The organism is Streptomyces venezuelae, from assembly GCF_008642275.1.
Classification (GTDB): domain Bacteria; phylum Actinomycetota; class Actinomycetes; order Streptomycetales; family Streptomycetaceae; genus Streptomyces; species Streptomyces venezuelae_E.
The window spans coordinates 7284586-7298268 of sequence record NZ_CP029189.1; the positions used below are offsets into that span (position 1 = coordinate 7284586).

Consider the following 13683-nt stretch of genomic DNA (forward strand, 5'->3'; position numbering starts at 1 on the left):
CGCGGCCGACGGGCTGCGGCAGGTTCGGGTCGTGGTCTCGGTGCGCCCCGGGCGGGCGCACGATGAAGACGTCGATCGGATCGTGTGCTTCCGCCACGCATCCGTGGCGCTCGTGGAGTCGACGGGCCGCACCCTGGCGGTGCGGCCCGAGGTGTGCTCCAGTCACTGCCCGCCGCCGGAGGGCCGGACCCTGACGCGCCCCGCCCGTGGCCCCGGCTCCGCGATCGCCCCGATGGCCGCAGCCGCAGGGCCCGCACCGGTCGAGGACGACGCCCTGCTCATCACTGACAATCCGTCAATTTTTATTGTCTATAAGGCCTTTGGGGTTCTTCCGTACGCAAGGAACGGAGTCCGCCCGGCCTCTTGCCGTGTCGCCCCGGGTCGCGAATGATGCTCGCGGCGTGTCGGTCGGCGGTGTTCCGCCGTGACACGTCCGCCACCCTCGCACCCGGTCGGCCAGGAGGCCTGTTTTGCGGACGAACCGTCACATCCGGCGATCGATGGTGGTCGTCGGCGCCGCCCTCGCGGTGGTCGTCGCCGTTCCCCAGGTGGCCTTCGCGGCGCCACCCCCGGCGCTCCCCGGCAAGGCCGAAGCGATCGAGTCGACCTACCAGCCCGCCTACGACTACGACACCGACGGCTGCTACCCGACGCCCGCCATCAGTTCGAGCGGGGTCCTGAACGGCGGACTCAAACCCACCGGCGCCCTCAACGGCAGCTGCCGGGACGCCTCGGACCTCGCCAACACCAACGGCTACTCCCGCTGGAAGTGCAACAACGGCTGGTGCGCCGTCATCTACGCGCTCTACTTCGAGAAGGACCAGGCCCTGCCCGGCATCGAGCTCGGAGGACACCGGCACGACTGGGAACACGTGGTCGTGTGGATCCAGGGCGGCGAGGCCAAGTACGTCGCGACCTCCGCCCACGGCGACTTCAACATCCACGCGCGCGACCAGATCCGCTGGGACGGCAGTCACCCCAAGATCGTCTATCACAAGGACGGCATCGGCACGCACTGCTTCCGCGCGGCGAACACCAATGACGAGCCGCCCGAGAACCACCGGGGCACCTGGCAGTTCCCGACGCTCGTGGGATGGTCGGGCTACCCGGCGAACGTGCGCGACAAACTCACCCAGGCCGATTTCGGCAGCGCGCACTTCGGCCTGAAGGACGGCTCGTTCGCCTCCCACCTGGCGGAGGCCAAGCCGGCCGGCATCCCCTTCGACCCGTACCAGTAACCCCCGGCACCCGGCACCCTGGACGCCACGGGCACCGGTCCCGCATCGGGACCGCTGCCCTTGGCGCCGTGTCTCAGCCCGCCCAGATCCTGCGGTACCCCTCGCGGTAGCCGGACGGGTCCCAGGACGTGGCCCCGTCGCTGTTGCCGGCCGTGGCGATGTGCACGGGGGCCACATATCCGCTGGCCGGCCGGCCGGCGAAGGCGCGGTTGAACTCGTCGACGATCTGCCAGCCCTGCTGGTTCAGCGGCTCGGGCACGGTGGCGGCCTGGAACTGCCCGCTGTTGATCCGCTGGAAGGCGGAGGGGTCTCCGTCGCCCGCGCCGATGTTGAAGGGCGGCCCGGAGCCCGGCCTGCCCGCCGCGCGCAGGGCCGGGGCCGCGTCCGCGAAGTAGAGGTCGTTGATGGCGGCCGAGTACGTCCAGTCGTCCTGGAAACGGGAGAGCAGCGAGGAGACCGCCTGCGCGGTGCGGCTCGCGGCGTCGGGGATGGGGATGTTCTCGTAGCTCAGCAGCCGTACGCCGGAGCAGGTGGCGAGCTCCTTGCGGATCAGCTCGGCCTTGTTCCTGGCGAACGGGATCGAGTCGTCGGTGAACAGGACGACGCCGGCATTCCCCGCGGACCGCGCGACGATCCAGTCCGCGCTGATCTTCGCCACGTCCTCCACCTTGGTGGTGACGTTGGTGAACAGCCTGGGTCTTGCGCTCGGACCGGGGGAGCCCACCGCGTGCCAGCCGACCACCGGGATGCGGGCCGCTTCGGCCCGCGCCATCTGCTGCGAGGTCAGCTGGGGATCGAAGCCGCCGATGACGATGCCCGAGGGCCGCAGCGTGATGGCCTGGCTGAGCGCCGCCTGGATGCCGGCCGGGGTACCGTCCCCGTCGATCACCCGGACCTGCCAGCCGATGGCCTTCGCGGCCTCCTCGACGCCCTGCGCCACGCCCGCGACACCGGGGTTGGTCATGGTCTGGGCGACGTAGACGATCGACTTGCCGGGGACCGCCGCAGGGCCGGTGGTGGGGCCGTGCCAGGCGGTGTCGGACTTCTCGGCCCGCGCGACGGCCGCAGTGGCGCTCGCGAGGGCGCCGGGGCAACCGGCCTCGGGCGGCGCGGCGCCGGTGGAAGGGCCGCTCCCGCAGCCGGCGAGGAGGATCGCGGCCGCCGACAGCAGGGCCGCGGCCGTGCGGGTGGTCGTGCGGCGCGAGTACGAGTGCGGGTCCTTCGGGTGCACGGTGCTCCTGACGAGGTGCGCGTACGAGATCTTCTAGGAGGTGCGCAGCCGGCGCCGGGCGGAGTAGCCGGCCAGGCCGACGGCGATGAGCAGGGTGGCCCCGTTGAACAGCGGCGTGGCCCAGAAGTCGGCGCCGAGCTGCCCGATCCCGGCGAGGCCGATGGCGAGCACCGCGACCGCCACGACGGTTCCGAGGGAGTTGACGCGGCCGGGTTTGATCGTCGTGGACCCGAGCAGGGCACCGACGAAGGCGGGCAGCAGGTAGTCCAGCCCGACGCTCGGGTTGCCGGTCTGCTGCTGGGCGGCGAGGAGCACTCCGGCGAGCCCGGTGACCAGGCCCGATCCGGCGAACGCGTAAATGGAGTAGCGGTGGCTGGGGATGCCGATGATGTCGGCGGTTCGCCGGCTGGAGCCGATGACGTACATGTACCGGCCGAGCGGCAGCCGTTCCAGGACCACCCAGAGCGCGGCCGCGAGGGCCAGGACGTAGTAGGCGGGCAGCGGCAGGCCGAGGAACCGGGAGTCGTAGAGGCCGGTGAAGGCGGTCGGCAGGCCGTCCGGGCCGGGGACGATCCGGGAGCCGTCGGTGATCCATCCGGTCACGGCGTACATCATGCTGCCGGTGCCGAGCGTGGCGATGAAGGAGTCGATCCGCACGTACTCGACGATGACGCCGTTGAGGACGCCGACCAGCGCCCCGCCGAGGACCACGGTGAGGCAGGCGAGCGGCCAGGGCCAGCCCGTGCCGACGATGAGCTGCAGCACCATCACATGGGCCAGGCCGAGGCCGTAGCCCATGGACAGGTCGAACTTGCCGGTGGCGATGGGGATGGTCGCGCCGAGGGCCAGGATGGCCGGGATCGACTGGTTGGACAGGATCGAGGAGACGTTGTCGCGGGTGGGGAAGGTGTCCGGCAGGACGAGGGAGAAGACCAGGAAGAGCAGGACCGCGAGGACCAGCAGGCCGTAGGTGCCGATGTGGTGACCCCGCAGGTGGTCCAGCGGGGACCGCGGCGAAGGCGGTGGTGAAGGCGGGGACGAGGGTGCGGGGGGCGGGGAAGGGGGCATGGTCATCGGTCCGCCGTGGGTCCGGTGATCGCGGGCATGGCCGAGGCGGTCCGGGTGAGTTCGGCGACCGTGAGGGCCGTACCGCTCAGCTCGGTGCTCACCCTGCCGCGGACGAACACCAGAGCGCGGTGACACACGTCCGCGACCTCCTCGAAATCGGTGGAGATGAGCAGGACCGCCAGGCCCGAGGCGAGTGCGTCGTCGAGCAGCCGGTGGATGGTCGCCTTGGCCCCGACGTCCACACCGGCGGTCGGCTCCTCCAGGACGAGCAGACGCAGGTGTCCGCGGAGCCACCGGCCGACCATGACCTTCTGCTGGTTGCCGCCGGACAGGCTGGCGATCGGCACCTCGCTGTCACGGGGGTGCACCGAGAACCGGTCGGCGAGGGCGGTCGCCTCGGCGCGCTCGCGGCGGGGGCTGATCCAGTGCACCGCCGGGGCGCCGGCCGCGCGCGGGTTCGCCAGGAAGTTCTCCCGTACGGTCAGGTCGGCGGCGCAGCCCTCCTCCTGACGGTTGGCGGCGACGAAGCCGACGCCGGAGGCGAGTGCGGAGTGGACCGAACGCGGGTGGTACGGCGCGCCGTCGAGCAGCAGGCGCCCCCCGAGGAGCGGCCGGGTGCCGGCGAGGGCGCGGCCCAGCTCCATGTGGCCGGCGCCGGTCAGGCCCACCATGCCGAGGATCTCTCCGGCGCGCAGCTCCAGGCTGACCTCTCCGGTGGACACGGTGCGCACCCGGGCGAGGCTCAGCCGGGGCGCGCCGGCGGCGGGGGGAGTGCCCGGAGCCCGGCGACCGGCCGGTGCGTGGCCCACGATCGCGCGCACCAGCCGGTCCGGGCTGTGACCGGCGAGCGGGCCCCGGTCGACGAGGCGGCCGTCGCGCAGGACGGCGAAGGTGTCCGCGACCCGGTACACCTCGTCGAGCCGGTGGCTGACGTAGAGGATGCCGTGGCCCCGGTCGCGCAGGGTGTGGAGCACGTCGAAGAGGCGCGCGCAGTCGGCGGCGGGGAGGGTGGCGGTCGGCTCGTCGAGCACGAGGAGCTCGGCGCGCGTGGCCAGGGCGCGGGCGATGGCGACCAGCGAGCGCTCGGCGGGGCCCAGGCGGGCGATCCGGGCGTCGGCGTCCAGATGCCCGGCGACGATGCGCAGGGCCTCGTCGCAGCGTTCCCGGGCCCGCCGCCAGGAGATCAGTCCGCGGCGGCGGGGGTAACCGGAGCCCAGGGCGATGTTCTCGGCCACCGTCATCCACGGGACGAGGCCGAGGTCCTGGTGGATGAACGACATGTTCCGGGTGGCGGCGTGGCTGCCGAGGGGATGGCCGGCCACCGTGACCTCGCCCGTGTCGGCCCGGTTCACCCCCGCGAGCACCTTGATGAGAGTGGACTTTCCCGCCCCGTTGGGGCCGAGCAGGGCGAGGACGCTGCCGCGCCGGATGTCGAGGTCGACCGAGTCCAGCGCGAGCGTACCGCCGAACCGCTTGCTCAGGCCGCGTACGCGGACGAGTGGTGCGGCACCGGACGGCGAGGGTGGGCTCGCCCCGGTGTCGGGAGCGTCATGCACGGACTTCTCCGGGGGTCGGCCTCCGAGTTCTTCCCGACGGTACGGGGCACTCTACGGGGACATCAGGGCTCATTCCCGGAATGTCGCCGCACGGGCTGACTCCAATGGCCGAACGCCCGCCGGGTCCGGGGGTCATGCGGCGGCCAGGGTGCACTCGGCCCAGATGACCTTGCCGCCGGTGGTGTAGCGGGTGCCCCAGGACTGGGCGAGCTGCGCGACGAGGAACAGGCCGCGGCCGCCCTCGTCGGTGGTGGCCGACAGACGCATGCGCGGGGCGCTGCTGCTGGCGTCGTGCACCTCGCAGATCAGGTTGCGGTCGTGGATGAGGCGCACCCGGATGGGCGCGGTCCCGTAGCGGACGGCGTTCGTGACGAGCTCGCTGAGCAGGAGTTCGGTGGCGAACGCGGACTCCTCCAGCCCCCACCGGTTCAGCTGGCTCACGGAAGCGGCGCGGACCTCGGAGACGAGGGCGGGATCGGCGGCCAGCTCCCAGGTGGCGATCCGGTCCGCGGGCACGGCGTTGGTGCGGGCGACGAGGAGCGCGATGTCGTCGTCGGGGTGCTCGGGTGCCACGGCGTCGAGCACGGCCTGGCAGGTTTCCTCCGGGGCCCGGTCCGGGTGGGACAGCGCCCGGTTCAGTGCGTCGAGGGCGACGTCCACGTCGCGGTGGCGGTCCTCGATGAGGCCGTCGGTGTAGAGGACGAGCTGGCTGTGCTCGGGGAGCCGGATCTCGGCCGACTCGAAGGGCAGGCCGCCCAGGCCGAGCGGGGGGCCGGCGGGCAGGTCGAGCAGCGACACGGTGCCGTCGGGCCGGACCAGCGCGGGCGGAGGATGGCCGGCGCGGGCCATCGTGCACTGCTGGGAGGTGGGGTCGTAGATGGCGTAGAGGCAGGTGGCGCCCACGATGCCGGTGCTGCCGGAGCCGGGACCGTCCCCGCCCTCCTCCCGGTCGAGGCGCACCATCAGGTTGTCCAGGTGGGTGAGGAGCTCGTCGGGGGCAAGCTCCAGCTCGGCGAAGTTGCGGGCGGCGGTGCGCAGCCGGCCCATGGTGGCGGCGGCGTGCAGCCCGTGGCCGACGACATCGCCGACCAGGAGGGCGACCCGGGCGCCGGACAGCGGGATGACGTCGAACCAGTCGCCGCCCACGCCCGACTCGGCGGGCAGATAGCGGTGGGCGACCTCGACGGCGCTCTGCTCGGGGAGGTCGCGCGGGAGCAGGCTGCGCTGCAGGGACAGGGCGAGGGTGTGTTCGCGGGTGTAGCGGCGGGCGTTGTCGATGCAGAGGGAGGCGCGGGCGACGAGCTCCTGGGCCAGTGAACGGTCGTCGTCCCCGTAGGGGGCCGGGTCCTGGGAGCGGTAGAAGCTCGCCACACCGAGGACGGCGCCCCGGGCGAGCAGGGGGACCGTGATGAGGGAGTGGATGTTGTGGGCGAGGAGCCGCTCGGCGTGCCCGGGGTCCTGGGCGATCCAGCCGAAGGCGGCCCTCAGGTCCTGTTCGAGCACCGGCTGCCGGGTGGCGATGCAGCGCATGTGGGGTGTGGTGGGGCGCAGGCTGATCTGCGCTCCGACCGGGTAGAAGGGGCAGTCCTCGCGGATCCCGTGGACCACGGTGCGCTGCATCTCGGTGGTGGGATGGGGGGACTCCTCCCCGAGCAGCACGCCCCCGGGCAGGTCGATGGTGACAAAATCGGCCAACCTCGGGACGGCCGTCTCGGCGAGCTCCCAGGCGGTGCGGCTCACGTCCAGGGTGGTGCCGATGCGGTTGCTGGCCTCGGCCAGCAGCTCCAGGCGACGGCGTGCCGCGACGGCGTACTTGCCCACCTCGGGCTCGCCCACCAGCACCAGCCCTCTGACCCGGCTTTGCGCGAGGCCCGCGGTGGGCGCCGAGACGGCCTTCCCGGCCGGGCCTGCGGTGCCGGGTGCGCCGGCTGCGCGGACCGTCGCCGGTCCCGGACCGGGGGTGACGAGGGGGTGGGGCGCGGGCGGAGCCGAGGCGGGGGCGTGGGGCTGCTGGTGGGTGGGGGCGGGGGCGTGCCGCTCCGAGTCCTCGGGGAGCAGTGCCTCGACGACGACCCCCTCCACCCCGGCGGCGCTCGTCACGGGGCGGCTGACCAGTGTGACCCACCGGCCGCGGGACAGGGGCACCTCGGCGGCGGCCCGACGGTCGCCGGACATCAGCTCCGTGGCCTTTTCCTTGAGGGTCGCCTGGTCGCTCTGCTCCAGTTCGCTCTGGAGGAAGTCGGCCATCGCGACCGCGTGCCCGTCGAGTCCGTGCTCGCCGCTCAGGGCCAGGACCGCGGTGTCGAGATAGGCCTCCAGCAGACCGTGCTCGCGCGCCGAACTCTGGTCCATCAGCCGTCGTTCGATCGCTTCGGCCGCCTTGCGCACCACGGGGACCAGCGCGGGGTCGGCGTCGGTGTAGGGATAGCCGAGGCACAGGACGCCCTGGATGTGCCCGCTGAGCTGGTCGCGCAGGGGGATCGCGGTGCAGGCGCTCGCCTGGGACCGCTCGGCGAAGTGCTCGGCGCCGTAGACCTGGCACAGTCGCCGCTCGGCGAGGCTGAGCCCGATGCCGTTCGTACCGGCCACCTGCTCGGCGAACACGAACCCGGGCAGGATCTGGATCGGCGCGAGCTGCCGCAGCATCGATTTTTCGCCGAAGCGGCGCGCGAGCACCATGCCGTGGCCGTCGGCGAGGCAGATGTTCGTACGGCTGCCCGCGAAGATGCTCTGGAGCCGGTCGAGTACGGGTTCGGCGGCGCGCAGCAGCGGACCGTCCGGGTCGAAGCCCTCCGCGAACGGGAGCTCGGACTGCTCCGGCGACAGCCCCAGCAGCCGGCTGCGCTGCCACGAGCTCAGGATCGGACTTCTCACGCTCCCCTCGACCGACTCGCCCTGCAGGAATCGGTCACGGAATCGCACGGGGCCGATGCGGTCTCCGACGACCCCCATGTGCATCACTTCCCCTCACCGGAGCACCCACGATCGCCAGATTTGAGTATATTCCTCACATTTCGGCAATGAGGTGCGGGAGTGAGGTGATCAGGGGGCCGACGTCACAGGACCGCGACCGGATTGACGGGCGAGCCGGTGCCGCCGGGGACGTTCAGCGGTGCCACGACGAGCAGGAACGCGTAGCGGCCCGCCGCGGCGCACGCCGCCGAGAGCGGTTCGAGGTCGAGGTTGTCCAGCAGCGGCACCCCCATCGCCGTGACGGCGAGCGCATGGACGGGGGAGTGCAGGCCCTCGACCGGCGAAGGCCGTACGTCGCTGTCCCCGTCGGCGCCCAGCAGCGCGACGGCGCGCTCGGCCAGCAGCGGTACGGCGTCCACGTGCCACCCCGCGCTCGCCGCGTCGGGGTTCCAGGGGCCCAGCTCCCGGCGCCGGCGCAGGGCTCCGGAACGCAGCAGCACCGCGTCGCCTTCCCCGATGGCCACTCCGAGCGCCTCCTCCGCGGCGACGACGTCCCGCGCGTGCACCGCACGGCCGGGTTCGAGCCAATCGACGCCGAGGACGCTGGGCAGATCGACCAGGACACCCCGCGTGACCAGGGCGCCGAGCGCCGACACGGCGCCGAAGCGGGCCCCCGCCGCACCGACGTGCTCGCGCGCCGCCCGCCCGCCGAACAGTTGCCCTCGGTAGGCGACGTGGGACAGTGCGTCGAGGTGGGTCACGCTCTTGCCGTGGTAGTCCGCCGCCAGGAAATCCTTGTGGACGGACGGCTCCGGGGCCTGTACGTCGCCGAGGTCGGTCATGTGGTGCAGCGCGGGCCGCGCGTTGTCCGGGCCGGGGCGGGTGTCCCAGGGCCGTGCCATCGGGACCACCGTCCCGTCCCGGACCGTGGCGGTGGCCCTGCGCACGTGCTCCGCCGTCACCCGGTTCCAGGACCCGCGATCGGCCGCCGTCCAGCGGCCCCACGTACGGACCGACGCGAACAGCGCGTCGAACTCCTGGCGGGTGACGGCGGGCCCGTTCGCCGGCCGGCCGGCGCGGGCGGCGGACGCTCCGGTGGGGGCGGCAGCGGGCGTTCCGTCGGGGTTTCCGGTGGGGTTGCCGCTCATGTCCCCAGTGTCCGGCGGTTCACGTTTCCGCGCTGGCCGGGACACGTTCTCCGCGGACGGGGGCGCCGTTCGTTCGCGCTAGTGTGCGCGCGTGAGCTTCCATGTCGTCATAGGTTTTGGACCCGCCGGTGCCGCCACCGCCCGGCTCCTCGTCGAACAGGGCCGTACCGTAAGGGTCGTCACCAGGTCGGGCCGAAGCCCGGAACCCGGGATCGAGCACGTCGCGCTGGACGCGACGGACACCCGGCGGCTGACCGACGTCGCGCGCGGCGCGGCGGCGATCCACAGCTGCGCCGCACCGCCCTACCACCACTGGGCCCGTGACTGGCCGCCGCTGGCCTCGTCGCTCTGCGCTGCGGCGGAGGAGACCGGGGCCGTCCTCGTCATGCTGGGGAACCTCTACGGCTACGGCCCGGTGGACGGACCCATGACCGAGGAACTGCCGCTCGCCGCCACCGGCACCAAGGGGCGGGTCCGGACCGCGGTCTGGGAGCAGGCGCGCAGGCTGCACGAGGAGGGCCGGATCAGGGCGGTCGAGGTCCGCGCCTCGGACTTCTTCGGACCCGGCGTCACCGACGGCGGCCACCTGGCCGCACGGGTCGTGCCGCCGCTGCTGCGCGGCAAGCCGGTCACCACGCTGGGGGACCCGGACGCCCCGCACAGCTGGACCTATGTCCCCGATGTCGCCCGGACGCTGGTCGAGGTCGCGGGCGAGGAGCGCGCCTGGGGACGTGCCTGGCACGTTCCGACCCAGCCGCCGCTGTCCGTACGGGACATGGTCGGCAGGCTCTGCGCCCACGCGGGAACGGGCCCGGTCGCCGTGCGCGGGCTCCCGTCCGCCGTGGTCGGCGCGGCCGCGCTGTTCTCCCCGCTGATCAGGGAACTGAAGGAGATCCGCTACCAGTTCGACCGCCCGTTCGTCCTGGACTCCAGCGCCTACGAGGCGGCGTTCACGGTACGGTCCACCCCCGTCGACGAGCAGATCAAGGCGACTTCGCAGTGGTGGCGTGACCGGCTCGGAACCAGCGACCGGCACGGGTGACATGACCGGGACGGACCAGACGCAGGCCCCCGGGGGGCCGCGGCGGGAGGACGTCGCCGTCGTGGGGATGGCGTGCCGCTTCCCGGGGGCACGTAATGTGAACCAGTACTGGCGGCTGCTGACCGCCCCGCAGGCACAGTTCGGGACGATCCCGGACTCGCGGTGGCATGCCGCCGCCTTCAGGAGCGACAACTTCCGTGACGCCTCGTCGGCGTACACGGACACCATGGCGCTGCTGCCGGACGTGGGTCACTTCGACGCGGCCCACTACGGCATCCCGCCGCGACGGGCCCGGGCGATGGACCCTCAGGCCCGGCTGCTGATCGACCTCGCCCGCGAGGCCATCCAGGACGCCGGATGGGAGGCCGACGGCTTCGACCGCGAGGAGACCTCGGTGATCACGGCGCTCACCGAGGGCGGCTACCGCGAACTCAGCACGATGCAGATCCGGATGCGCCAGCTGGCAGGCGGCGAGTTCGGGGCGCGGCTCGGCCACCCCCGCCTGGCGGAGACGGTCCGGGCCGTCGACGGGCTCAACGGGACCTCCGTGGCCGGGCTCCTGCTCAACATGGGCCCCAACACCATCAGTTCGGTCTTCGACCTGCACGGCGAGAGCTACGCCCTGGACTCGGCCTGCTCGGGCGGACTCATGGCCGTGGCCAACGCCGTGCACGCACTGCGCGCGGGACGCTCCCGCATCGCCCTCGCGGGCGGCGCCCAGCTGGTCCTCACCCCCGACCTGCTGGTCGGTCTGTGCCGCATCGGCGCCATCTCGCGCAGCGGCCGCTGCCTGCCCTTCGGCAGGCAGGCGGACGGCTTCGTCCTGGGCGAGGGAGCCGGCGTCCTGGTGCTGCGGCCCCTCACCGACGCGCTCGCCGCGGGCGACCGGGTCTACGCCGTGATCCGCGGGGTGGGAACGGCCAACGACGGGACGGTGCAGGGCGGCATGCACCCCCAGGCCGCCGGTCAGCTCCGCACGCTGCGCCGTGCCTACCGGGACGCGGGACTCGCCCCGGACGCGGTGGGATACCTGGAGGCGCACGGCACCGGGACCACGGTCGGCGACCCCGTCGAGCTCGGCGTCCTGCGTGAACTGCGCGGTGAGCACGCCCGGCCCGCGTACCTCGGCGCGGTGAAGGCGGTGGTCGGCCACTCGCTGAACTCCGCGGGGATCGCCGGGCTCATCAAGTCGGTCCTGGCCGTGCAGCGGGGCGTGATACCCCCGCAGCCGGAGTGCGACCTGGCCGATCGCTCCGGGCTCGACGCCGCCCGGCTGACCGTGGCGACCACCCCGGCACCGTGGCCGGACCGCGCCGGTCCGCGCAGAGCCGGGGTCAGCGCCTTCGGCTTCGGAGGTACAGGTGTCCACCTGGTGGTGGAGGAGTGCACCACCGCGCCGGCCGGCCCGGCAGCGCTCGCGGAACCGGACGGGGGACCGTACGTCCTGGCCCTCAGTGCACGGGACCGGGACGGACTGGCCCGCTATGCCGGCGAACTCGCGGACACCCTCAGCCACGACCGGCCCCCGCTGGCGGCAGTGGCGGACACCCTGGCCCGCCGCACACCCCTCACGCACCACCTCAGTCTGGTGGCCCGGGACGCCGCCGACGCCACCGCGAAGCTGACGGCGGCGGCCGCCGCCGTCGCGGCGGGCCGTACGCACGAGCTCGCGGAGCTCACCGAGCACGCGGCCACGGCCGTCGTGCCCCGGCCGCCCGCGACGGTGCGGACACCTCCGTGCACCCTGCCGCCGAGCCAGCTGGCCCCCCGCCGCCACTGGGTCGTGGACGACTCGGCACGCGAGGTCTCCCCGGCACCCGCCGAGACGGCTCCCGCCGAGACGGCTCCCGCCGAGACGGCTCCCGCCGAGACGGCTCCCGCCGAGACGGCTCCCGCCGAGACGGCTCCCGCCGAGACGGCATCCGTCGTACCGTGCCCCGCCGGGGCGTCCGCCACGGGTGCCGTGCCGGCCGCCTCCGTCGTGCTCGAAGAGGTCGCGCGGACCGGTGTCTTCCCGCTCTCCGAGCTGAGCGGGCACCGGACCCTGGTGGCCGATCTCGGATTCGACTCCCTGATGCTGCAGGAGCTCGCCGTCAACATCGCCAAGCGGATACCGGGCTTCAGGTCCGAGCAGCTGTTCTCGCCCGAGCTCACCGTCGGCCGGCTGGTCGCACTCGTGGATCCGGACCCGGGTCCGCACAGCGCCGCGGACCGCACCCGTGCGGCGGCCCCCGCCGTACCGGGCCCGCGCCAGGAGGCCGCGGCATGGGAGGCCACGGCCGCCGTCATCGACGCCTTCCCGGAAGTGGGCGAGTTCGAGCAGCGGCTCGGCCTCATCACCGCCGGCGGCAGGGACAACCCGTACTTCAGGATCCACGAGGGCAACATCCGCGACACCACCGTCATCGGGGGCCGCACCCTGCTGTCCTTCGGCAGCTACAACTACCTGGGGCTCTCCGGCCATCCGGCGGTCACGGAAGCCGTGCACCGGGCGGTGGACCGGTACGGCACCTCGGTCTCCGCCAGCCGCCCGCTCTCCGGGGAACGGGACCTGACCGTACGGCTGGAGCGGGCGCTCGCGGACTTCCTCGGCGTCGGCGACTGCCTGGCCCTGGTCAGCGGCCACGCCACGAACGTCACCGCGATAGGGCACCTCGTCGGCCCCGAGGACCTCGTGCTGCACGACGCGCTCGCCCACGACAGCATCCTCCAGGGCTGTGCCCTGTCCGGGGCGGCGCGACGGCCCTTCGCCCACAACGACATGGGGCAGCTGGAGGAGATGCTGCGGCTCAACAGGTCCCGGTTCCGCCGGGTGCTGATCGCCGTCGAGGGCGCCTACAGCATGGACGGCGACCTCGTCGACCTGCCCGCCGTGATCGAGCTGAAGAAGCGCTACGGCGCCCTGGTCATCGTCGACGAGGCCCACAGCATCGGCACCGTCGGCGAACGCGGCAGGGGAGTGGGGGAGTTTTACGGCGTCGACCGGTCCGACGTGGACCTGTGGATGGGCACCCTTTCCAAGTCCTTCGCCAGCTGCGGCGGTTACCTCGGGGGCTCGGCCCGGACCGTGCGCTGGCTGCGGCACACGCTCCCCGGCTTCGTCTACAGCGTCGGCCTCAGTCCGGCCAACGCGGCCGCGGCGCTGGCCGCCACCGAGCTGCTCACCGCGCAGCCGCAGCGGGTCGGTGCCCTCAGGCGGAACTCCGAGCTGTTCCTGCGGCTCGCGGTCGAGGCCGGCCTGGCGACGGGCTCCAGCTCCGGCACACCCATCGTGCCGTGCATCCTCGGCGACTCCGCGAGAACCCTGCGCGTCGCGGACGGGCTGTTCGCCCGGGGCGTCGTCGCGGACCCGATCTTCCACCCCGTCGTGGAGGAGGGGCTGTCGAGACTGCGCTTCTTCGTCACCAGCGAGCACCGCGCGGAGGACATCCGCCGAGCCGTCTCGATCCTGGCCGAAGAGGTGGCCGCCGGGGGATAAGTGGTCCAT

At 73.2% G+C, this 13683-nt stretch carries 8 protein-coding genes; 3 read left to right on the forward strand and 5 right to left on the reverse strand.

Going from position 1 to position 13683, the window contains the following annotated elements:
• The first annotated feature begins 500 nt into the window (after positions 1–500).
• Positions 501–1238, forward strand: a complete 738-nt coding sequence (locus tag DEJ51_RS32275; RefSeq protein WP_150262282.1) for an NPP1 family protein — start codon at positions 501–503, stop codon at positions 1236–1238.
• Between the two features lie 73 nt (positions 1239–1311).
• Here the strand turns inward: DEJ51_RS32275 and DEJ51_RS32280 are convergent, their stop codons facing one another.
• The 5 genes from DEJ51_RS32280 to DEJ51_RS32300 form a co-directional block, all read right to left on the reverse strand.
• Positions 1312–2469 carry a substrate-binding domain-containing protein gene (locus tag DEJ51_RS32280; RefSeq protein WP_150261155.1) on the reverse strand — a complete coding sequence of 386 codons (1158 nt, stop codon included), beginning with the start codon at positions 2467–2469 and terminating at the stop codon, positions 1312–1314.
• Between the two features lie 33 nt (positions 2470–2502).
• Complete coding sequence (locus DEJ51_RS32285; RefSeq protein ID WP_150261156.1) at positions 2503–3543, reverse strand: ABC transporter permease; 1041 nt, start codon at positions 3541–3543, stop codon at positions 2503–2505.
• Entirely contained in the window at positions 3540–5093 is a 1554-nt protein-coding gene (locus DEJ51_RS32290) for a sugar ABC transporter ATP-binding protein (RefSeq protein ID WP_150261157.1), read from the reverse strand. The genes DEJ51_RS32285 and DEJ51_RS32290 overlap by 4 nt, the downstream gene beginning before the upstream one ends.
• 132 nt (positions 5094–5225) lie before the next feature.
• The gene (locus DEJ51_RS32295; RefSeq protein WP_150261158.1) at positions 5226–8045 is read right to left on the reverse strand and encodes a SpoIIE family protein phosphatase; all 2820 of its coding nucleotides are present in this window, start codon (positions 8043–8045) and stop codon (positions 5226–5228) included.
• Positions 8046–8149: 104 nt separating this feature from the next.
• Positions 8150–9154, reverse strand: a complete 1005-nt coding sequence (locus DEJ51_RS32300; RefSeq protein WP_150261159.1) for a cyclase family protein — start codon at positions 9152–9154, stop codon at positions 8150–8152.
• A gap of 91 nt (positions 9155–9245) precedes the next feature.
• Between DEJ51_RS32300 and DEJ51_RS32305 the strand changes: the two genes are divergently transcribed.
• Together DEJ51_RS32305 and DEJ51_RS32310 are read left to right on the forward strand one after the other, a co-directional pair.
• On the forward strand, positions 9246–10196 hold the full coding sequence (locus DEJ51_RS32305; RefSeq protein ID WP_150261160.1) for an NAD-dependent epimerase/dehydratase family protein: 951 nt from the start codon (positions 9246–9248) through the stop codon (positions 10194–10196).
• A gap of 1 nt (position 10197) precedes the next feature.
• A complete protein-coding gene (locus DEJ51_RS32310) occupies positions 10198–13674 on the forward strand; it encodes an aminotransferase class I/II-fold pyridoxal phosphate-dependent enzyme (RefSeq protein WP_150261161.1) in 3477 nt (1158 codons plus the stop codon).
• Positions 13675–13683 lie beyond the last annotated feature (9 nt).